The following is a 23,021-nucleotide window of genomic DNA, read 5'->3' on the forward strand; positions in this document are numbered from 1 at the left end:
GTTTTTACACATGATTCCTGTTCGGCTTACATATCAATTGAGGGAAATATTTGATGCACCTGGTTGTTCTGATGGGTGGTAAGGGCGGTATTCAACTAGCTGAATCTTCCAGGGACTTTGGAATTTATAGGTAATACCCCGCCACTTAACTTTTGACATCCGCAGGGAAGAGAGAAATACTAGTCCATAAACCCATTGTGTTAAAGGAATTGCCATTAACATCTTGAAAATTACGGTCATGGATAATTGGGTGTGGGGTTGATGATGAGAGCGAATGACTAACTTTACTGCTCGCTCTAAAAAAACTGTAATTAGCAGTAGTGAGAGTACATAGCTGGTATAGTAGCTAAAGGATAATATGGCAACATACCATTGTCCAGTTAGGAAAGCTGCTACAAACAATACACTCAAAAGAGTAGGAAACAAGATAGTTAAAATCGCGTTACCCACTACAGCTAACCAGTGGTGGTGATAAAGTCGGCAAAACAGTAGTTGGCGCTGCATCCAGGATTTTAAGGCAGATAAATTGCACTCTTCCTGATTCAGCATGATTAAAGAGGGGACAAATTTAATCCGCAGTTTATGTTTACCCAAGATGTCACCCATCATGGTATCTTCACAGAAAGCTTTTCCCCAGTGATCTAGCAATTTTGTTTGTTCCAGGACTGCTGTTTTTACCGCTAAAGTTCCACCCCAGGGGATACCATATATGTACATCTGTACTACCGCTGAGATGTTCCACATATACCTAACTATAGTTCCCCAATGGTTACCTTTAGGTACATACCAACGATTACCGGTTGTCGCGCCAATCTTGGGGTCTGCTAAGGGGGTGACCAATTCACGCAGCCAATGAGGATGAACAATGGTATCAGCATCTACTAAGGCGATCGCCTGGTAGGAAGGGTCTAACTCAGTAATGGCTTGGATAATACAGCTACATTTGAGACTGCAATTTTTGCGGATAATTCTCAAAGGGCTGATGTCAACATTAGCCGCTCCATGCTCCTGCACTGTATGAGTAGCAACAGTCCATGCTGGATCTGACATACGATCAACGACCACTTTTAAATCATACTCTGGGTAATTCTGATTCAAAAGCGCCTTTAAACAATCACTCAAAAACGGGTCAGCACCACGGAGGCAGAGAATCACTGCTGTTTTAGGTAATTCTTCATCTGGTAACAGAGTTCTGTTGTATGACTGTAGATACCATAAGAAGACTAACATAAAAAACACTTGAACAGCCAGGCCAACGGTTAAACATTTGCATAGGAATATTACTAATTCATTCATCTTTAGTTCCTACGCTGTGATTGACCTTGGGCAATGAAGTAGAGCAATGGAAGTGACGGTCTTGTTACTCAGTCAAAAAGCATAATTGACATCAAAGAGAAATCTTCCCATCAATGGGCTGATCTAGGGTATCATAGGGATGGTATTCAAGTAATCGGATATTCCAGGGGTTTTCTACACGATAAATAATACCACGCCATTTAACTGTTGACATTCCTAGGGAAGCTACTAAAGCTAACCCATATACCCACTGTGTCAGAGGAATAGTAAGGAAGATTTTCCTGACTATATCCATTGATAATTTTGTAGTTGGTTGACCATGAGCGCGAATTACTTGACTGACTCCTAACTCTAAAATCAGGGTGATTAAGAGTAACCCCACAGTATAAATGCAATAGGTAGTTAACAGTAAAAACGCTAAGTCCCATTGTGTATCTAGCAACGATAACACAAACAATACTATTGCCACACAAGGAAACAGAATACTAGACACAGCATCGCCAATGATGGCTAACCAAGAGGGATGGTAAAGTCGACAGTAGAAGAGCAGTCGCTTAAGAGATTCTATGAAGCCAAGTAACTCGCACTCTTCCCGATTGAGCATAATTAGAGAAGGTACAAACTGAACTCGCAACCCATGTTCTTTGAGGATATTGTGCATCATAAAATCTTCCCCCAAAGCTTCCCCCCATTTATCTAGCAGACCTGTTTGGTGTAGTACATCTGTTTTAATTGCTAAAGTCCCACCCCAAGGAACTCGGAACAAGTACATCTGCACAACGGTAGATACATTACCTATATAGCGGACTAAAGACCCCCAATACTTACCAGTGGGTACAAACCAACGATTACCGGTGGTCGCTCCCACTTGGGGATGAGCTAGAGGACTCACTAGTTGACGTAACCAATGAGGGTGAACAATGGTATCAGCATCTACTAAGGCGATCGCTTTGTAGGAATCATCCAATTCTGACACAGCTTGCAACAGGGAACTGCATTTAAGACTGCAGTTGTGTCGTATAACCCTCAGGGGGCTGATTTCTACGTTCGTGGCTCCTTGTGCTTTGATAGTCTCATTAACAAGCCAAGCTGGATCTTCCTGACTATCAATAATCACCTTTAAATCATATTCTGGATAATCCTGATTTAATAGTGCTTCCACACAGTTAGACAAGTAAGGATCGGCTCCCCGTAGACAAAGAATCACCGCCGTTTTGGGTAACTGTTCATCGGCTGATAAATTTGGCGATTTTGATGATCTGAGGTAGAATAGAAAAACCATTGCTAAACACATTTGAATAGCCAGCCAACCCAGCAGAGACTGAGTAATGAATATCGTCAACTCTTTCATATATAGTAGTCTCCGGCGGATTTTGCCTTGTGTAATAGCGAGTCGCGACTCATCCCATCCCCCATCCCTATTCCCCTTTATGAATCCAGGGAATATTTCATCAAAATGTTGATGGTGGTATTTTGATTTCGTATTAGTAAAAAGCTGGCATCATGAAACTTGGGTGTACCGGTAACAATTGAAACGGTGGGGTTTTGGGAAATACCAAAACCTTCTTGAGGTATACCAAGGAAGTCTTTATTAAGCTTGCGATCGCCATTTTGATCATCCATGACGGCCACTGCATAATTTCCCGGCTTCAAACCGGAAAAAACATGAGTTAAACTTCCCCCTGTAGACTCCACACAAGCGCTTTTGACAACTGCATTAGTATTGAAGGGAAAACCTTTATGACTAGAGTAAACACCCATACAAATCTCACCCTTTTGATTATTAATACCATCGACTACAACTGTTAATGTTGTAGTAGGTTTGGCGTTGACTGTTTTGGCAAAGCTAATACTCAATAAAGTAGCTAGGATTAAACGACTCAGATGTGTGATTTTCAACATATTTACCTGACCTGAAAAGGTGATTTTACTTTGAACCATTGATGACAGCAGTTGCTCTTAGAGGATGTTTGTCAAGTCATGATTAGTGTATCAACTATTGTTTGACCCCTCCCTAACCCTCCCCTTGTAAGGGGAGGGGACTGGATTTTCTTGTTTTTTGTGTGTTCCGGTGTTCCCTGTTCCCTGTTCCGGTGTTCCCTGTTCCCTAAGATAAAAATTACCTGTGGAAAACTTATCAAACATCTTCTTAGGAGTGATTAGCTGTTTTATATAAAGAAAATACTATTTGAGGAGTCTTTAGTAAATCTTTAAGCAACAGATATTCATTACCTTGCAACTGCTGATAAATGCTGATGTGGCAACGTAGACGCTGCTCAAGACTCAGTGGAAATAGCCAAACAGAGCGCATATATTCCCAAACTATTCTCCAATGTGGCAATAAGATTTTGGCCTTATTAGCTGAGTCAAACCACAGAGCATAAGCATACAAATCAGGTAAAATTCTCCGATTATCTTGAGATTTTCCTTGGTTCAACAAATGATAATTGGGAAAGTACATACTCAATGACTGTCCCGAATGGCTTCTAGCAAAAAATAAGTATTCTGGGATTTCGTAAAATTCCCCCAGCAAACCAATCCTTAATAATAAAATGCCATCTGCAGTACCATAACTCCCCATAGGTGGTACTTTCCTGAGAGCGCTAGCGCGAATTACTCCATATAACTGATAGCACAGATGTTTACTGAGTAACTCATGAAAGCGCTCATGGGGTTGTGGTGAATCAGTCTTGAGGTGAATATTGTAGTTGTCCAGAAAATTACCATTCTCATCGATAAAACATACATGAGAATGAGACAAAATTACCTTTGGGTTATGATCAAGTACCTCCACACATTTGATCAGAAAGTCTGGGGCGTGTAAATCATCATAAGCCGCCCATTTAAAGTATTCACCCACAGACAAATCAAACACACGATTGAAGTTACGCGCACAACCAAGATTAATTTGATTACGATAGTAACGAATCCGTTGATCTTGCGCTGCATAACCCCGACAAATTGCTTCAGTTTGATCTGTAGAAGCATTATCTGAGATAATCAACTCAAAATCTGCAAACGTCTGAGCCAAAAGTGAATCCAGGGCTGCTTTGATAAATTTCTCGCCATTGTAGACAGGCAATCCGATACTTAACTTCGGCTTGTTGCTCATATAGTATGATGTTTGGTAAAATGGCGAAACAAAAACTATTTACCTATCTTTTCGATATCAGTGGTTTGCAGCCACGCTTGTGTAAGTCTCAAACCATCTTCCAGGTCAATTTTTGGCTTGTAATCTAATAGAGTTTGGGCCTTAGCAATGGAATAAGCATAAGGACGACTCATAAAATCTACAGATTCTGGTAGGATGTCAGCCTTTTTGCGAAAAAGTTTTTGACCTTGGGCGCGGAGTTTAAGAAATAACTTCATTTCGTCTTTGGGTAAAGACATAGGCGCAGATAAACCTTCCATTGCTGCTAAACGCAGAAAATATTCTTTCCAGGAGGTCTGTTGACCATCGGTAATGTTAAATACTTCACCGTAGGTTTCTTTTGCAACTGCAAGAAAAATCGCCTCAATCAAGTTATCTACATATACATGATTCATTACACCCTGACCATCGTTAGCATAGGCGAATAATTTTTGACGCATCATTAAAATTGGTCGCACTACCCAAGCAGGACTTCCTGGACCATAAACATCTCCAGCGCGGATAATAATTACACCAAAATCTGGGGGAGAATTCAGGGGTAAAAGCTCGGCTTCGGCTTCTATTTTGGTCTGACAGTAGGAATTATTCTCCCCCGATAGTGTCCCAGTTTCTGTCACACCATCAGGATAATTAAAGCCATATACCATTACACTAGAAAGATGGACAAAAGTTTTCACACCAGCATTTTTAGCGGCTTTCGCTATATTCAGGGTACCGCCAACATTGACGCTACGAAATTCTTTAATTGGGCCGCCTTCTTGAGCAATTTGAGCAGTATGTAAAACAATATCTACACCTTGACAGACTTTTTGAGCAATATTAGCATCTGTAATCTCACCGACAATGATCTCAATACCTAAATCTTGGGTTGTTTTGTTGACATGAGGAGAACTTTGTAGTCCTCTAACTTTCATTCCTTGGGCTATGGCTAATTCTGCCGCACGACAACCGATAAAGTCATCAATACCAGTGATTAAGAGAGTTTTATTTTGCAGGTTCATGGAGATATCAGGAATGGGTAAATTACTTAATAGTCTGGTCTAGAATATATCAGCAGGGTCTGCGGAACGAAGTTTATTAATAGCTAGTGACCCTGAAGTAATGCACATGAGCACTGCTGAAACTAAAACGATGATGGCATTATTCGCAGTCATCATGATAGGTAACTTAGTCGCTTCCATAGCAAAACTATATAAGCCTATGGAGAGGATAAAACCTGGGATATAACCCAACACAGCCAGGATTAATGCTTGCTGAAAAACTACATTTAGTAAATATCCATTAGCATATCCAATCGCTTTCAAAGTTGCGTAGGCAATTAATTGATTAGCAATGTTGCTGTAAAGGATTTGATAGACAATGACAACACCGACCACAGAAGCCATAGTTAGCATGAGGTTGAGTATAAAACCGATGGGTGTTCTCACAGACCAATACTCTCTCTCAAAATCAATAAAGCCTTGACGAGTAAAGACTTGGACATCATTAGGTAAACTGGCGGTTAATTGTTGCAAAACTGCATCAGGATTTGTGCCGGGTTTAAGGGTAATGACACCAATATCAATCATGTCTGCGGGGCGAGTATTAGGATTGATCCTAAAAAAAGTGGAATCACTGACAATTAAGTTACCATCAACACCAAAAGAAGGGCCTAAGCTAAATAATCCCCCGACTCTGACTCTGTAACCAATGGCAGCATCAAAGGCGAATATTTCAATTGTCTGCTCAGTATTTCCAGCAGTAAAATTACTGGCGATGGGGCCAAATTCTGGGCGGGAAATGCGATCAAAAAGGACGAAATCCGGAATTTTGAGCTTGTCTAAATTGGTGGCAACTTCTGGTATATTGAATACAGATTTTCCCGGGTCAAAGCCAATTACATAGATAGAATATTTCTCGCCACTGGCGGGATTTTTTAATTTGGCAAATTGCAAATATATGGGGCTAACTGACTCTACACCATCATAACCCAAGGTTTGGTATAAACGACCGCGGGAAAAACTTTGACTGGCGGTCAAGGCTTTATATTGGGAACTAACTAAAAATAAATCCCCTTGAAGATTTTGATGCAGTGCAGTGGCGCTAGAATAAAGCGCATCTTGAAAGCCAAGCTGGATAAATGTCAGCAGCACAATAAAAGCAATTCCACCTACAGCTACTAAAAACCTAACTTTTTGTTGGGCTAGCTGTAGCCATGCTAAAGGAATTTTTAAGTTCATGGTTTAATACCATTGGATTTTGTAGTCTCGAAGGGTGTGTAATTAGATTTGAATGGCAACATCCACTTGTAAGTTAGTTAAACGGTCTACCCGTTGACTATCTGCGGGGTCATTAATGCTAATTTTGACTGCCACTATTCTGCGGTCTGTATCTGCTGCGGGATTAAGACTGAAGATACGTTGTCTGTCAACTTGCCAACCGATTTCGTTGACTGTTCCCTGTATTTTGCCGGGAAATGCGTTACTGGTAATGGTGGCTGTTTGACCTAAATTTACTTTTTGAATATCAGTTTGATACACTTCTGCAATTACATACATTTGAGATATCTTCCCAATCTCAGCAAATCCATTGCTGCTAATGGCTTCCCCAGTTTTAGTATGAATTTTCAGAACTTTACCATCTATGGGAGATTTGAGGTAAGTTAATTCTTGGTCCGCTTTGGCTTGTTTGATAGCAGTTACAGCACTATTAACTTCAGCTTGTGCCAATTGTACATCAACAGTACGTACTTCTGTTAAACTGTTAAGTCTGGCTTTGGCTTGTTTGATTTGCTCTTGGAGTGTATTTTCAGTTCTCTTGAGGTTGGCTTTGGCTTCTTTGAGCTGCTCTTGTAGGGTCTGGAGTTGCAAAGCTTTTGTATCTGCTAAGGAGGCGGGAATAGCACCCTCTGTGTATAACTGTTGATATCGATTGTTTTCGGTTTGGGCGTTATCTAGTTGGGCCTGGAGGCGGTTGATTGTGGCTTGTTGAGCTGCAATGTCCCCTTTTAATTGGGACTCTAAACCTGCGATCGCAGCTTTTTGGGCGGCAATATCTCCGGGTTTAGCGCCAGACTGGACTTGTGCTAGTTTAGCTTTAGCAATTTCTAGTTGGTCTAAAGCCTGTTGCAGTGCCGCAGTGGAACGCTGATGATTTTCTAGATATGCCAATACTTGACCAGCTTTGACTGCTTCTCCTTCCCTAACTAAAGTTTTTTCTACCCGCACACCGTTGACTGAATTGGGTGCAGATAAATTAATTACTTCCCCTTCAGGTTGCAAACGTCCCAAAGCTGTTACCGCCTGTTTTACAGGAGCAGCCTGGGGTAAATTTTCTGGAGAAGTTGTCACTTCCTGGCTAAGTCGATTTTGTGAAAAGCTGTAAATTACTAATCCAGTGGCTAAACTGATACAAGCCGCCACAATGATCCGCCACCGCCCTCGGGGTTTAATGAGTAACAGGCGTTGTTTGTTTGCTGCCATATTTTTATTCCAATTGTGCTATGCCAGGGACAGCCTAAATGGCCTGATGATGTGAACGTAATCAACGGTTTGACTTAAGTAAACTCAGCGGTCTAATTGGTTCTATATAAATTGTCGTACGCCTATACAGCTGCCTTAAATTCCTAGATGATCCGCAAACTTTAATTATGGTGTCACTGCAAATCTTCCTTAGTTTTATCCTAATTTCATCTCAAATGAAGTAGTGTAAATTACAATATATAGCATTTACCATGCTCGTGAGGTACAATTTTTTTTAGTTTGAGGGAACAGGGAACAGGGAATAGGGAATAGGGAATTGGTGTGTACTTCATGAGCCTGAAAAAGGCTTTATGTGCTAAAAGGTCTAAATTTCCGGATTCATGTAGTGCAGAGAAACCTTAACCAGGAAAACCTGTATCATCTCGTGTTTAATCATTGCAGAAAACTATCATCTTGTCAATGTGAATTTAGAGGTTGTTTGATAACTTTTAAAACATCTTAGGGAACAGGGAACAGGGAACAGGGAACAGGGAATCGGGAACAGGGAACAGGGAACAGGGAACAGGGAACAGGGAACAGGAATTTAGATTTATTGTTTACGGATTGGGTATACTGAGGCTATATACTTAATGGTATTTTTTACCTGTAGGGAAGTTGAGTAACTATGGCTACAGTTCCTATAAATAAAATCCGCATTGGTCGTAACCGCCGTCCGGTTAAAGGCGACAAGGTAAATGAGTTGAAGGAGTCCATTCAGACTAATGGTTTATTAAACCCGATTACCGTGGATCAACAGCTAAATTTAATTGCGGGTTTGCATCGGTTGACAGCTTGCAAACTTTTGGGGCTAGAAACTGTTGAATGTCATATTGTCAACTATGAAAACTCTGACCAATCCCGGTTGGCAGAAATTGACGAGAATTTGATTCGTAATGAGTTAGAACCCCTGGAACGGTCAGAATTGTGGTGGGAGCGAGACCAAATTTTAGAGCGCATGGGGGTTAGGGCTAAGGTGGGCGATAATCAATATACCACTAAAGGTGGTGAAACCGTTTCACCACCCCTCAAGCGCACTGTGGAGTTAGCCAAAGAAGTGGGCTACTCTGAACGCACCTTTCAGCATGGTAAGCAGATTGCTAAAGGTATCCACCCAGAAGTTAAAGAAATTATTAAGGGTTCCCCAATTGCTAATAGTCCTACAGCACTACTGAAGATAGCTAGGGCTGGTAATCAAGAACGTGTGTTGGCCGAGGAATCTCATCAGGCTTGGAGTCAGCAACAGGTCAAGGGAGACCAAGCAGAATCAACACGATTAGCTCAAGTAATTGTGGAAGCCAGAGCCAAGCAAAAAGAGTTACAGTTATTAGCTTACAAAAGTGCTATGGCCCAAAGGGAGGCTAAGTTAGCACTTAAAAAAGGTCAACCCCAGCCAGAATCAGCTATTGCTACTCATGACCCCAGGGTGAAACTCGGTGAACAATGGATGTTAGACCGGCATTTACTGTATTGTGATCATACTGCTAGTTTAAATTTTAGAAACCTGTTACCATCAGATGCAGCCTTAGCGATCGCCACCCTTTCCCCCACTTGGGAGCATAATTACTTGGTAGATGAGGCGCGGGTGGTGGCGGTGTTGCGTTCACCGGGTCATATTTATGATTTTTACCGCCATAGCCAAATGCCCTTTCAATATGAATTAGTTCTTGGTAATGTTTATGTGGGCATTTTTTCCCATCAATCCATATCTCAGCCACAGACACCAATTAATGTTGATGGGGTTGAGGGTATTGTCAACTACTTAATTAATTTATATACCCATCAGCATAATTTTGTCATTGCTCCGTTTATGGGAAACGGTGAAATTCTCATTGCTTGTGAAAGAATGGCGCGCATCTGTTTTATTGGCGATGAAAATCCCCAATTGGTGAATCGGGGAATCATCCGCTGGCAACAATGGACAGGTAAAGTACCCCATAAAATCCCATTGCCGTCTTAGTTGTGATCTGGTGAAAAAAACAATAATATCAGTCTGTAACAGCTTTGTCAGATATTAATAAATATCCTCAATTATGAGGTGATTCATAAGAAATAAATTTTGTTTATTATGCACCATCTGATAATTTAATATTTGCTTTATAAATTACGATTATTGTCTCTAGGTAATTTTGTGTTTAGTAATTTTCTCATCTTTGGCGTTAATTATCATGTTCTTCTGAAAAATCCAGGCAAACATTTATGCAGTTGATTTATGTATTTATTTTCGTTAATTTACTTCTCTATATATACGTGCTGACATGAAAACAATGATTTATAAACAATTTAGCTGATTATTTTGCTAGGGTGTTAGACATAAATTATACTTACAATTCGCGATGTTTTGCCGTTCCAAACCAGCCAGAATCTAGTTTTTTTATAAAAATCAGTTAAACCAATGATTTAGTTTCTGTGAATCATGCTATTCTTTTTATTAATTCAGACGATTCAAATCGGTAAGGAAATTAGTTATTCTGTGGAAAATTAAAAAAGCAAAACTAAACCTAACCGCCATGGCATCACCTGATAAGTGTGTGAGTATTTCTACAGAAAACTACATTAATTCAGAATTAAGGGGGATGTTTTTTCTGTAACGAAATTGTCAACTTTTTTGGGTCAAATTGCTTAAAATAAATTATCTGGACGCTGAAACTGTCTATGGCATTTATCAAGATACAGAACGTTGTGATTAACACCAGCTACATTGCTGCGGTTAGGCTAGATACCCAAACTAGTTTGGGCGAAAAAAGCGTTTCTGTCCTAGTGGTTACTCCTCAGTTTCCCCTGATCCAGTGGGATACAATTGCTGAAAATCTCTACCATTACGAATGGATGGAATTCACGGGTCAACCAGCTAACGTACTCCGAGACTATTTTTCTAGTTTCAACAATGTCATTGACCTATTACCTCAATATCAAGAATCCAGTGCTGTATAACATGATTTCAAAAATGCTGTATTTCAAAATTAATTAGGGTGACAAAATTGTTATTTTACAAACAAGCAATTACAGCATATTTCATGTAAGTAGGAATTACCTAACCCACAACAAGAATCATATTCAAATGTGTAATTCTGAGCAGCAACCAAATGTCATTTGACTTCTTAATTATGAATTAGGAATTGCTACAGATTCGCCACAGGAGCAATCATAATTCACACTACTTAACAACAGTATATGCCCTATGTCTGCTTATTCAATTGATACGGCCATGGCAGAGTTGGAGAGCCTTATCAACAGTGTTGAGAAAACTTTGATTAGGTCAATAGAGGAAAAAAAATCGCACCAGGAGAAACCCATGTCAGTTAATAAGATTAATAGAAAATTACAACAAAACCCCATAGCCATTGTCGGTATGGCTTCGCTCTTACCTCAAGCTAGGAACTTACAGGAATACTGGCAAAATATCGTTAACAAAATTGATTGTATTACTGAGGTTCCCCCCACACACTGGAGCATCGAAGATTATTACGACCCTAACCCCAGAACCCCTGAGGACAAAACCTATTGTAAACGCGGTGGGTTTATTCCCGAGGTAGATTTTAACCCCATGGAATTTGGTATTCCTCCGAGCATTTTAGAAGTGACAGATATTTCTCAGCTATTAAGTTTAGTCATAGCTAAAGAAGCAATGGAAGATGCTGGCTATGGCGACTCTCGGGAGTTTAGCCGTGAAAATGTCGGGGTAATTTTAGGCGTGGCCATGGCCAAGCAATTGGGAATGCCACTTTCCGCCCGGTTAGAGTATCCTGTTTGGGAAAAGGCACTTAAAAGCAGTGGTATTTCCGATGAAGATACCCAAAAAATTATCGAAAAAATCAAAAGCGCCTATATCAAGTGGGATGAAAATGCTTTCCCTGGGATGCTAGCCAACGTCGTTGCTGGACGCATTGCTAACCGCCTCAACTTTGGCGGAACCAATTGTGTAGTTGATGCTGCTTGTGCTAGTTCCTTTGGCGCTCTGAAAATGGCCATTAGTGAACTGGTGGAATATCGGGCTGATATGATGCTCACAGGTGGTGTGGATACTGATAACACCATCATGGCTTACATCTCTTTCAGTAAAACACCGGCGGTTTCCCCCAGTGAAAATGTCAAGCCCTTCGACGCTCAATCTGATGGGATGATGCTCGGCGAAGGTATTGGGATGATTGTTCTCAAACGCCTGGAAGATGCCCAACGGGACAATGATAAAATTTACGCAGTCATTAAAGGTATTGGTACTTCTAGCGATGGTCGCTACAAGAGTATTTATGCTCCCCGCAAGGAAGGCCAAGTTAAAGCCTTAGAACGCGCTTATGATGATGCTGGTTTTTCCCCCGCTACAGTAGGGTTAATGGAAGCCCACGGTACTGGGACAATGGCTGGTGACCCCACGGAGTTCGGTTCTTTAAAGGACTACTTTAGCAAACATGATTCCCAAAAACAGCATATTGCTTTGGGTAGTGTCAAGTCCCAAATTGGACATACTAAAGCCGCTGCTGGGGCTGCAAGTCTGATTAAAACAGCTTTGGCACTGCATCACAAGGTTTTACCCCCAACTATTAATATTACTCAGCCGAATCCTAAACTCGATATCCAAAATTCACCTTTCTATCTGAATACTCAAACCAGACCTTGGATCAAGGCCGACGGGAACCCCCAAGACGTGCTGGTGTCAGTTCTTTCGGTTTTGGTGGCACAAATTACCACGTGGTTTTGGAAGAATACGAAACCCCAGAAAACCTTCCCTACCGTTTACATGGTACCGCCCATGAGGTGCTGCTGTTTGCTCACAACTCCGCACAACTTTTGAGTAAGTGTCAAGAAACCCTCGGTAAGTTGCAAGGGGATGGTGGTGATAGACATTTTGCGGCTTTAGTCAAAGAGTCCCAATCATTGGAAATTCCTTTGGTGGCTCCTAGGGTGGGGTTTGTGGCTGAAAATGTCCCAGAAGCCTGTAAGTTGATGCAAGTTACTATTGACTGGCTCCAACACAAAGCTTCCGCACCTGCTTGGGAACATCCCCAGGGTATTTATTACCGTTCCTCTGGAATGGAGTTGGGGGGAAGGGTGGTTTCTCTGTTCTCTGGACAAGGTTCGCAATATTTGGAAATGGGGCGCGAAGTGGTAATGAATTTTCCTACCATGCGCCGTTTACATGGCTGTATGGATAGTTTATTACTTAAGGATAATTTACAGCCACTTTCGGATATTGTCTTCCCCCGTCCCGTTTTTGATGAGGCGGAGAAAAATGCGCAAGTTGCAGCACTGCAACGCACAGAATATGCTCAACCCGCTATTGGGGTGTTTAGTGCCGGTTTGTATTCTATTTTGCAACAAGCTGGGTTTAAATCCGATTTTGTCGCCGGACACAGTTTTGGTGAACTGACTGCTTTGTGGGCTGCAGGGGTTTTGAGTGAGCAGGATTATTTGTTTCTAGTCAAGTCTCGAGGTCAAGCTATGGCTGCGCCTAAAGACCCAGACCACGACGCGGGAAGTATGTTGGCGGTGAAGGAGGATATGAGCAAGGTTGCTCTGGTGCTGCGCAAGTTTCCCCTGGTGACGATCGCTAATTTTAATTCCCCTACTCAAGTGGTCTTGGCTCGAGCCAACCGCAGAGATCACTAAGGTCAGACAAGCTTTACAACAGGAGGGTTGTTCTGCTGTGTTGTTACCTGTGTCCGCAGCTTTCCATACTCCCCTGATTGCTTTTGCTCAAAAGTCTTTTGCGATCGCCACTAAGTCTGTTAAATTCAATCCGCCTCAAGTTCCTGTCTTTACTAATGTCACGGGTAAACTCTATCCCCAAGACCCCCAAGGTATTCAAAAAATCTTGGAAAGTCACTTGGCTAACTCCGTGATGTTTAAACAGGAAATTGAAAATATCTATGCTGCTGGTGGTTCCTGCTTTGTGGAATTTCGACGCACCGCATTCTCAGCAATTTAGTCAAGGATATTTTAGGCGATCGCCCGCATCTGACTATCTCCCTAAACCCCAGCACCCAAAAGAACAGCGATCGCTCTTTACGAGAAGCAGCTGTACAGTTGCGCGTCCTAGGTCTAGCTTTAAAAAACCTTGACCCTTACCAAGTTGAACCTGTACTACCCCCAGTTGAGCAGAAGAAGGCGTTAAATGTCCGTTTAAACGGTGTTAACTATGTTTCGGAAAAAACCAAAAACGCCTTTACTCAAGCTTTGCAGAATGGACATCATGGGTTGACTGTTGACAGTTCACTGTTAACTGAAAAACACAGCCAACCATCACCCGTCACCCGTCAACCGTCAACCACCCTACCCCATCCTGTTAGCAGTCCGGAGACCAAGATGCAACCAACACCAGAAAAACCTGTCAATTACCAAACAGCCCTAGAAAGTTTAGAATACCTCCTTACCCAGTTCCAACAGAATCAAACTGAAAATTTACAAGTCCACGGGACTTATCTGCAACATCAGATGGAATACACCAAGGCGTTTTTCCAATTGATGCAGCAACAGAACGCTGTGTTTAATAACAGCAAATCTCTAGCAGAAGCAGCACAACTTCAAGTATTTGTCAAGCAAAGTCTCGAACGGGGGATGATGCAGTTTCACACTCACCAAGGTGAAACCCTGCGCATTCATGAACGATACCTTTTGGAACAGTTAGAATACTCCAAAAACTTTTTCCAACTTATACAACAAGAATATTCTCACATTATTTCCGCTGATTCTGTAGCTACAACTCAGGAGCATAGCCAGGAAACTATACCCCAGCCTTCTGCAAATATACCCAAGACTCTCGAATCTATCTCACCAGTCCGGGATCTAAATACAGAACCTGTAATTCAAACCACTATACCCAAGACTCTTGAATCTATCTCACCAGTCCGGGATCTGAATACAGAACCTGTAATTCAAACCACTATACCCAAGACTCTCGAATCTATCTCACCAGTCCGGGATCTAAATACAGAACCTGTAATTGAAACCACTATACCCAAGACTCTCGAATCTATCTCAGCAGTCCGGGATCTAAATACAGAACCTGTAATTGAAACTAAACCAGCTGCTCCTCATATTGACCTAGCCAACTTGGGTAACAATTTGTTGGCTATTACTAGCGATAAAACTGGTTACCCGGTAGAGATGCTGGAAATGGATATGGATATGGAGGCTGATTTAGGTATTGACTCCATTAAACGGGTAGAAATTTTAGGTGCATTACAGGATATGTACCCCGAACTACCCCAGCCTAATTTAGAAGAATTATCGGAAAAACGCACCATTGGTCAAGTTGTAGAATATCTGCAATCCCATGTGTCTGGTAATGCTGCTGTAGAAATAACAACCCCTGCTAGCACTCCAGACGTTATACTAGAACCCCCTGTCCTTCCCAGTCCCGTAGATACCACCTCCCCGGTTGTCTCTACTCCCCTCCCCATGGAACTAGAAATAGCAACTACTGATGATTATGCAGATTTGGGTGAAACTTTGTTAGCTATTACTAGCGATAAAACTGGTTACCCGGTAGAGATGCTGGAAATGGATATGGATATGGAGGCTGATTTAGGTATTGACTCCATTAAACGGGTGGAAATATTGGGCGCAATGCAAGAAAAATACCCCAATTTACCCCAACCCAATATTGAAGAACTAGGAGACCTCCGCACCATCGGTCAAATAGTTGATTACCTCCAGAAGCTGGCTGGGGGTGAAAAAAAAAGTCCCAGTCGCAGTTTAGTTACCAGACCTGTCCAGGTAATTGAGGGTGTAACCAGACGACCTGCTAAACTGCATTTTTTGCCACCCCCCGATAGTTTAGATTTTGCTTTACCAGAGGGATATGTTACCGTTATCACTGATGATGGCTCCCTCACTACTTCCCAACTAGCTCAAAGTTTAAGCGATCGCGGTGGCAAAGTGGTGATCTTAAGTTTCCCCCCTTCTATCGTTCCCCAACAATCCCCTTTACCTGCGGGGGTGAATCGTGTCGTCCTCGCAGATATGACCGAAGAATTACTACAACACAAATTATCTGCGATCGCCACTCACTTCGGCAATATTGGGGCTTTTATCCACATTCATCCCCTATTTACCCCCAATCAACAACCTGCTTACATACCACAAGATAAAGCAATTGTCAAGCACATCTTCTTTATAGCTAAACATCTCCAGCAATCTCTCAATCAACTGGCCCGTTATGAACGCAGTTGTTTCTTAACTGTCACTCGTTTAGATGGTGCTTTTGGATTAGAACATAGTGTTAATTTCCCAGTTATCGGTGCTGGTTTATTTGGCTTAACTAAGTCTCTCCACTGGGAATGGCCAAGGGTCTTTACTCGCGCTATTGATTTAAGTCCCTATGCAGATCCTCAAATCTCAGCAGCACACATTATCGCTGAATTGCATGACCCCAACCTTTATATCACTGAAGTGGCTTACGGTTCTCAAGGTCGTGTGACTTTGGTCGCTGATTCCCTCCCCTAGGGTTGGGGGTTATATCTCACGCACCAGACGCACCCCCCCACATTAGTGCGTCTGTGCAAGTTTCTCATCATAAATTATCAATAACAATAATATGAATACGCAGTCTTCTATGGTTTTTGTTGTTAGTGGCGGTGCTAAGGGTATTACTGCTCAATGTGCCATTCAAATGGCCCAGCACTACCCTTGTAGGTTTATTCTCCTCGGTCGTTCGGAACTTGTGGATGTTGAACCGGAGTTCGCTCAAGACTGTGAGTCGGAGGCGGATTTAAAGAAAGGTATTATGGAGTATCTTCAAGCTCAGGGTCAAAAGCCTACTCCTATGAGTGTTTTGAAGATATATAATCAGATTGCTTCTAGTCGGGAAATTAAGCAAACTTTAGCCAGTTTAGCAGCAACGGGCGCTCAGGCAGAGTATATTAGTGTGGATATCACTAATGTCACAGATTTACAGCAAAAATTAGAATCTGTGGGTACCATTACTGGCATTATTCACGGAGCTGGTAATTTAGCTGATAAACTGATTTCCAAGAAAACTGACCAGGATTTTGAGAAGGTTTATAATGCTAAAGTCCAGGGGTTAGAAAATCTCCTCACCTGTGTAAAACCTCAGCAACTAGAACATTTAGTATTGTTCTCCTCTGTCAGTGGATTTTACGGTAATATCGGCCAATCTGATTATGCGATCGCCAATGAAATCCTCAATAAGTCAGCCCATTTAATCAAGCAAAACTATCCTCAGTGTCATGTAGTTGCGATTAACTGGGGCGCTTGGGATAGTGGGATGGTGTCCCCAGAACTGAAAAAGGCTTTTACAGAACGAGGTATTGATATTATCCCGGTGGATGTAGGTACACAAATGTTAGTTAATGAACTACACCCCACCCATCATGATACTACCCAAGTTGTGATTGGTAGTCCCCTTCTTCCCCCCACCACAGAGTTAGATTCTTATCTGCGCACTCATCGTATCCGTCGCCAGATGACACTGGAAGCTAATCCTTTTTTATATGACCATGTGATTGCTGGTACTCCTGTTTTACCTGCTACTTGTGCAATGACATGGATAATTAATACCTGTGAGGAAATGTATCCGGGTTATCGATTATTTAATTACACAGATTTCAGGATTTTAAAGGGGATCACCTTTAATGACACTTTAGCTAAAGAACACACTTTAGAAATAGAAGAAGTTGAGAAAATCAACGGCGAAAAAATTGTCGTTAAAGCCAAAATATGGAGTAAAAACCCCGCGGGAAAAGTCCATTACCATTTTAGCGCTCAACTTAATCTCCATCGGGAAATTCCCCAGCCTCCTAGTTATGAATCTATTAATCTAAATTTAGATGACATTATTAGCGATACCGGTAAAGATTTTTATCAGCATGGAGGCGCTACCCTATTTCATGGACCTTCATTTCAGCAAGTGCAAAGAGTTTTAAATATTACTCAACAAAAAATCACCACAGAATGTTTGTGGACGGAGATCAGCGCCCAAAAACAAGGTCAATTTCCTGTGAGATGGGTAAATCCTTATACAACTGACCTGAGTATGCACGCCCTGTGGATATGGACACAGCACTTTTATGAAGAAGGGTGTTTACCCGGAAAGGTAGAGAAGTTTGAACAGTTTGCCCCTACACCACATAATCAACTATTTTATGTTTCCTGTGAAGTAAAATCTAAAACAGCAAGTAGTGCGATCGCAGACTTTATTATCCACGATAATCATGGTAAAATCTACTCCCAAATGCTGGGGGCTCATGCCATCATTTGGTCAACAAAATTAATGAAAAGTTAGCAACATTTAGGTAAGTGCGTAAATCCTACTTTGTTTTAAATACCCCGCAGATGTTGAGGATATAACAATGGAAAAAATAGCCATCATCGGATTATCTTGTTTATTTCCCGATGCTAAAACCCCTGAGGAATTTTGGCAAAATCTTGTTTCTCAAAAAGATGCTACATCATCAGCCGCCATCAGCGAAATAGGGGTAGATCCCGGCATTTTTTACCATCCAGTTAAAGGGACAGCAGATAAAACCTATTCCCTCAAAGGTGGATATATCCGGGATTTTGAATTTGACCCCTCTGGTTACAACCTACCCGCAGAATTAATCGCCAGTTTAGATGATACCTTTAAATGGTCATTGTACGCTGCTAAACAAGCCATTAGTAACAGTGGGTACTGGGGTAATCAAAAGCTACTCGCTGAGTGTGGCGTAATTCTTGGTAATCTGTCCTTCCCCACCAAACTTTCCCATCAATTATTTTCCCCTATTTATCAGCAAGCGATCGCACCTGGGCTTAAAGAACTTTTGCAAGATGAAAATATTCATTTAGCCCCTTTACCAACAGCAATCAAAGCATCTGTTTACAATGGGATGATTTCCGGCTTACCAGCATCCATAGTTGCTCAAGCCTTATCACTATCTAGAATTAATTTATGTCTAGATGCTGCTTGTTCCTCATCCTTTTATGCCATCAAACTAGCCTCTCATTATCTATCATCCCATAAAGCTGACATGATGTTAGCGGGAGCCATTAGTTGTGCAGATTCCCTATTTGTGCGGATGCTCTTTTCTGGAGTCCAAGGCTTTGCAGAAGATGGTACCAGTCGCCCCCTAGATAAGACATCCAGAGGTTTGATTCCCGGTGATGGTGTGGGTATGGTAGTACTCAAAAGATACGCCGATGCTGTCAGAGATGGTGACAATATCCTGGCCACAATTTGCGGTAATGGACTCTCCAACGATGGTAAAGGTAAACATTTACTCAGCCCCAACACTAAAGGACAAGTCCTGGCTTTTCAACGAGCTTATAGTGAGCAACAAATCAGCCCCCAAAGCATCGATTATTTAGAATGTCATGCTACCGGCACATTATTAGGTGATACAACTGAACTCAATTCCATAGATACCTTTTTTGGCCAACATCAAGCCTCCCCCCTGGTGGGTTCCGCTAAAGCCAATACGGGACATTTATTAACCGCTGCGGGTATGGTGGGCTTGACCAAGGTAATTTTGAGTATGTCTGAGGGAGTCATCCCACCTACCATTAATATTGATACACCTTTAACCTCAGACAATCATGTTATTTCCAGTGATAAAATTGTCAGAAAAGCCACGCCTTGGCCTCACAATAATAGGCCAATTAAACGAGCCGCAATCAGCGCCTTTGGCTTTGGGGGGACAAACTCCCATTTAATTATTGAACAGGGTACTACACCCTCACCAGCAGAACATACAACACCGACACCACCGGCTAAAATTGCCATTGTGGGTATGGATGCCTTTTTCGGTGGATGTAACGGATTAGATGCCTTTGAACGCAGTATTTATCAAGGAACCCAGCATTTTATCCCCTTACCCCCTTCTAGATGGCAAGGTATAGAGGAGCAAACCAGCTTACTGCAACAGTATGGTTTAACAGATGGTAAACCACCTGTAGGGGCATACATCCAAGATTTTGATATTGACACTTTAGCTTATAAAATCCCCCCCAAGGAAGTTGAAAAACTCAATCCCCAACAACTGTTACTGTTAAAAGTTGCCGACCGCGCCGTTAAAGATGCGGGACTCAAAGAAGGGGGAAATGTTGCAGTAATTGTGGCTGCAGAAACCGAACTTTCTGTACATCAATTACAGCAAAGATGGGATTTATCCTGGCAGTTGAAAGAGGGTTTATTAGAGGATAATATTTGCTTATCTGATGAACACCTCGCCCAACTAGAAGGGGTTGTTAAAGACAGTCTCCACCATCCCGTTGAAACTGGGGAGTATGTCAGTCACATTGCCAATATTATGGCTAGTCGCATTTCTGCTTTGTGGAACTTTACCGGCCCCGCCTTCACCATGACCGCGGGTGAAAACTCTGCTCTTAAAGCCTTGGAAGTGGCACAAATGCTGTTGACGGCTGGGGAGGTGGAGGCTGTGGTTTTGGGTGCGATAGATTTGGCTGGTGGTGTAGAAAATGTCTTATTGCGGAGTCAATTAGCTCAGGTAAATCAAGGGATCAATACTTTAAGTTTTGATGAGAATGTTAATGGTTGGATGGTCGGTGAGGGTGCTGGTGCAGTTGTCCTCAAGCGTCATGACACTGCTCAACAAGATAACCAACGGATTTATGCTGTACTCGAGGCGGTAAGTTTTGCATCTAGCTTAAATGATGCTTGTCAACAAGCTTTTCACACCGCAGAAATTCAACCTCAACAGGTTAATTATGTTGAGGTGAATGGTAGTGGTATTCTTCAACAAGACGAAGCCGAAATTAACGGTTTATTACAAGCTTATCCCCAAAGTGCTAATGGTTTACAATGTGCCATTGGTAGTGTAAAGGCGAATATAGGTCATACCTATACGGCATCAGGAATTGCTAGTTTAATTAAAACTGCACTCTGTCTTTATTACAGATATATTCCTGCTACTCCTCAATGGTCTAGTGTCAAGACACCAGAACAATGGGAGGGTAGTCCTTTTTATGTGGTTACAGAGTCCAGACCTTGGTTTGTCGATAAAGGAGCCACCCGCCGCATAGCCGCCATCAATAACATAGGTATAGATGACACTTACTCTCATGTCATCTTGTCAGAAGACCCAAACCAACAACTGCGCGACAGTCGGTATTTACAGCAAATGCCTTTTTACCTGTTACCCTTAGCAGTGCGGGATCAAGGTAACTTAGAAGAGGTTTTAAATAGCCTGCAACAAAGTATTGAAGATAGTTCTTGTTTATCCACTACTGCGAGTCAGACTTTCACAACTTTTAAAGAAAGTTCAGAAGCTAAATATGCTCTAGCAATTACCGGACGTAATAAAAAAGAACTACTTAAACAAATTGATGCGGCTCGTAAAGGTGTAAACACAGCCTTTGAAAAAGGTACAGATTGGCAAAGTCCTAACGGTAGTTATTTTACAGCCAAACCCTTGGGTAAAACCGCTAGTGTGGCTTACGTTTATCCCGCTGCTGTTAATTCCTACATTGGTATCGGTCGGACAGTCTTCCGTTTATTCCCCAAGGTATTTGAAGACCTCAAGAGTAATAATCTCTACAACCGTGCTGCTGATGTGGAAAAATTAGTTTATCCCCGCAGCTTCCCTAAACTCTCCACCAGACAACTAGAAAGCCTAGAAAAGCAACTGTTAGATGATTCCCTGGCGATGTTTGAAAGTGAAATCGCCTTCGCCAGATACATGAGTGCGATTTTCCGGGATGATTTTCAAGTCAAACCCCAATGCGTCTTTGGCTATAGCTTGGGTGAAACCAGCATGATGGTGGCCCAAGGGGTTTGGAGTGATTTTGAGGGCGGTAGTAATACCTTGAACTCATCCCCTTTGTTTGGCGATAAATTATCTGGCCCTAAAAATGCTGTGCGTCAGTATTGGGGGTTGACCGATACGACAGAATTACAAGATGATAACTTCTGGGCTACTTATGTACTTATGGCTACACCCTCTCAAGTGGAAGAATGCCTAAAACATGAGCCGCGGGTTTATTTAACTCAAATCAACACACCGGAAGAAGTGTTAATCGCGGGTGAAAAAACAGCTTGTCAGAGGGTGATTAAATCCCTTGGTTGTAACTCCTTCGCCGCACCCTTCGATCATGTAATTCATTGCAAAGCCATGGGTTCAGAGTACGAAGAGATAGCCAAGGTTAATACTTTACCTACCCAAGACCTACCAGGCATAACTTTTTACTCAGCAGCTAAGTATCAACCCATCGCACTTGATAGCGCCGTCATAGCCGACAGCATCGCCACCGCACTATGTCAACAACTTGACTTTCCCCAATTAGTTAACCGTGTCTACGATGATGGGGCGAAAATATTTGTGGAGGTTGGCGCTGGTGGTGTTTGTTCCCGATGGATTGGTAAAATCTTAGAAAACAAAGAACACATCACCATATCCCTGAATCGCCGAGGTATGGATGACCACAGCTCTATAGTCAAAGCCTTGGCAAAACTGGTCAGTCATCGGGTTAATTTAGATTTATCACCTCTGTACAATCTCACCACAGCAACCACTAAACAAAATAACTTAACTCTCCAGAAGGTTACCCTGGGCGGTAAATCAATTACCAACAGTATATTGAGTCCAGAAAACCGCCAATTATTCTCAGATATCCCGCACAATTATCGGGTTGAAAAACTGCACCAAAACATACCATTATCTACCGAATCAGATCAGAGCGATCGCCAGGATCCGCCCATACCCGCAGAACAGCCCACAAAAAATATCATGGAACACGGTTTTGAGGCTCTAGAAACACTACAATCTTCTGAGTCAGTCGGTTCCTGGGAACAACAAACTCTACAATTAATTGTGTCATCTCCAGCCCAAAACCACCTTGAGCACACAATTAGAATCATGGAACTAAACATGACTCAGTATAAAGAACTGAGTGCAAACAACAACCGCATCACAAAAAATCACTCTGCTTTCCTCCAAGCCAGACAATATTTTAGTCAACAGATGAGCGAGATCATTAAATTGCAGTTAGCCTGTGCTGAAAATTTATTGAATGCAGATAGATAAGTAATTTGGGGAGGTGGCACACACCAGATCACCACATCCATGGGGTTACTAAAACCTCCCCATTCACACTTAATAAACCATCATTGACAAGAGGTATAA

At 42.0% G+C, this 23,021-nt stretch carries 11 protein-coding genes and 1 pseudogene; 5 read left to right on the forward strand and 7 right to left on the reverse strand.

Translation table 11 applies throughout. The features are described from left to right. Positions 1-33 precede the first annotated feature (33 nt). The 7 genes from AC6IZ0_RS14090 to AC6IZ0_RS14120 form a co-directional block, all read right to left on the reverse strand. The gene (locus AC6IZ0_RS14090) at positions 34-1,296 is read right to left on the reverse strand and encodes a glycosyltransferase family 2 protein (RefSeq protein WP_497723484.1); all 1,263 of its coding nucleotides are present in this window, start codon (positions 1,294-1,296) and stop codon (positions 34-36) included. A 91-nt stretch (positions 1,297-1,387) separates the two neighbouring features. Continuing rightward, positions 1,388-2,647, reverse strand: a complete 1,260-nt coding sequence (locus AC6IZ0_RS14095) for a glycosyltransferase family 2 protein (protein WP_497723485.1) — start codon at positions 2,645-2,647, stop codon at positions 1,388-1,390. 77 nt (positions 2,648-2,724) lie between these two features. Then, the gene (locus tag AC6IZ0_RS14100; protein WP_271733653.1) at positions 2,725-3,198 is read right to left on the reverse strand and encodes a DUF2141 domain-containing protein; all 474 of its coding nucleotides are present in this window, start codon (positions 3,196-3,198) and stop codon (positions 2,725-2,727) included. Between the two features lie 247 nt (positions 3,199-3,445). After that, entirely contained in the window at positions 3,446-4,408 is a 963-nt protein-coding gene (locus AC6IZ0_RS14105; RefSeq protein WP_497723487.1) for a glycosyltransferase family 2 protein, read from the reverse strand. 35 nt (positions 4,409-4,443) lie between these two features. Further along, positions 4,444-5,448: an NAD-dependent epimerase/dehydratase family protein gene (locus AC6IZ0_RS14110; RefSeq protein ID WP_497723488.1), complete on the reverse strand. Its 1,005-nt coding sequence runs from the start codon at positions 5,446-5,448 to the stop codon at positions 4,444-4,446. 39 nt (positions 5,449-5,487) lie between these two features. Then, positions 5,488-6,666, reverse strand: coding sequence for an ABC transporter permease DevC (devC, locus tag AC6IZ0_RS14115; protein ID WP_497723489.1), 1,179 nt, complete (start codon positions 6,664-6,666; stop codon positions 5,488-5,490). Positions 6,667-6,708: 42 nt separating this feature from the next. Then, the gene (locus tag AC6IZ0_RS14120) at positions 6,709-7,908 is read right to left on the reverse strand and encodes an ABC exporter membrane fusion protein (RefSeq protein WP_497723490.1); all 1,200 of its coding nucleotides are present in this window, start codon (positions 7,906-7,908) and stop codon (positions 6,709-6,711) included. Positions 7,909-8,572: 664 nt separating this feature from the next. Here AC6IZ0_RS14120 and AC6IZ0_RS14125 point away from each other — a divergent pair. The 5 genes and pseudogenes from AC6IZ0_RS14125 (at position 8,573) to AC6IZ0_RS14145 (ending at position 22,922) form a co-directional block, all read left to right on the forward strand. Next, on the forward strand, positions 8,573-9,904 hold the full coding sequence (locus AC6IZ0_RS14125) for a ParB/RepB/Spo0J family partition protein (RefSeq protein WP_497723491.1): 1,332 nt from the start codon (positions 8,573-8,575) through the stop codon (positions 9,902-9,904). A gap of 695 nt (positions 9,905-10,599) precedes the next feature. Further along, positions 10,600-10,878, forward strand: coding sequence for a hypothetical protein (locus AC6IZ0_RS14130; RefSeq protein ID WP_497723493.1), 279 nt, complete (start codon positions 10,600-10,602; stop codon positions 10,876-10,878). A gap of 247 nt (positions 10,879-11,125) precedes the next feature. Further along, positions 11,126-16,389, forward strand: a pseudogene (locus tag AC6IZ0_RS14135) (beta-ketoacyl synthase N-terminal-like domain-containing protein). Positions 16,390-16,480: 91 nt separating this feature from the next. Then, positions 16,481-18,187, forward strand: a complete 1,707-nt coding sequence (locus AC6IZ0_RS14140; protein ID WP_497723494.1) for an SDR family NAD(P)-dependent oxidoreductase — start codon at positions 16,481-16,483, stop codon at positions 18,185-18,187. Positions 18,188-18,254: 67 nt separating this feature from the next. Beyond that, positions 18,255-22,922 (forward strand): PfaB family protein, encoded by a 4,668-nt coding sequence (locus tag AC6IZ0_RS14145; protein WP_497723495.1) that lies wholly within the window; start codon positions 18,255-18,257, stop codon positions 22,920-22,922. Positions 22,923-23,021 lie beyond the last annotated feature (99 nt).

The sequence above is a fragment of the Anabaenopsis sp. NIES-4685 genome, assembly GCF_059725405.1.

Excerpts from the sequence above, each read along its gene's own strand:
- AC6IZ0_RS14090 (WP_497723484.1), bottom strand. The coding sequence starts at position 1,296 with ATGAATGAATTAGTAATATTCCTATGCAAATGTTTAACCGTTGGCCTG.
- AC6IZ0_RS14095 (WP_497723485.1), bottom strand. The coding sequence starts at position 2,647 with ATGAAAGAGTTGACGATATTCATTACTCAGTCTCTGCTGGGTTGGCTG.
- AC6IZ0_RS14100 (WP_271733653.1), bottom strand. The coding sequence starts at position 3,198 with ATGTTGAAAATCACACATCTGAGTCGTTTAATCCTAGCTACTTTATTG.
- AC6IZ0_RS14105 (WP_497723487.1), bottom strand. The coding sequence starts at position 4,408 with ATGAGCAACAAGCCGAAGTTAAGTATCGGATTGCCTGTCTACAATGGC.
- AC6IZ0_RS14110 (WP_497723488.1), bottom strand. The coding sequence starts at position 5,448 with ATGAACCTGCAAAATAAAACTCTCTTAATCACTGGTATTGATGACTTT.
- devC (WP_497723489.1), bottom strand. The coding sequence starts at position 6,666 with ATGAACTTAAAAATTCCTTTAGCATGGCTACAGCTAGCCCAACAAAAA.
- AC6IZ0_RS14120 (WP_497723490.1), bottom strand. The coding sequence starts at position 7,908 with ATGGCAGCAAACAAACAACGCCTGTTACTCATTAAACCCCGAGGGCGG.
- AC6IZ0_RS14125 (WP_497723491.1), top strand. The coding sequence starts at position 8,573 with ATGGCTACAGTTCCTATAAATAAAATCCGCATTGGTCGTAACCGCCGT.
- AC6IZ0_RS14130 (WP_497723493.1), top strand. The coding sequence starts at position 10,600 with ATGGCATTTATCAAGATACAGAACGTTGTGATTAACACCAGCTACATT.
- AC6IZ0_RS14140 (WP_497723494.1), top strand. The coding sequence starts at position 16,481 with ATGAATACGCAGTCTTCTATGGTTTTTGTTGTTAGTGGCGGTGCTAAG.
- AC6IZ0_RS14145 (WP_497723495.1), top strand. The coding sequence starts at position 18,255 with ATGGAAAAAATAGCCATCATCGGATTATCTTGTTTATTTCCCGATGCT.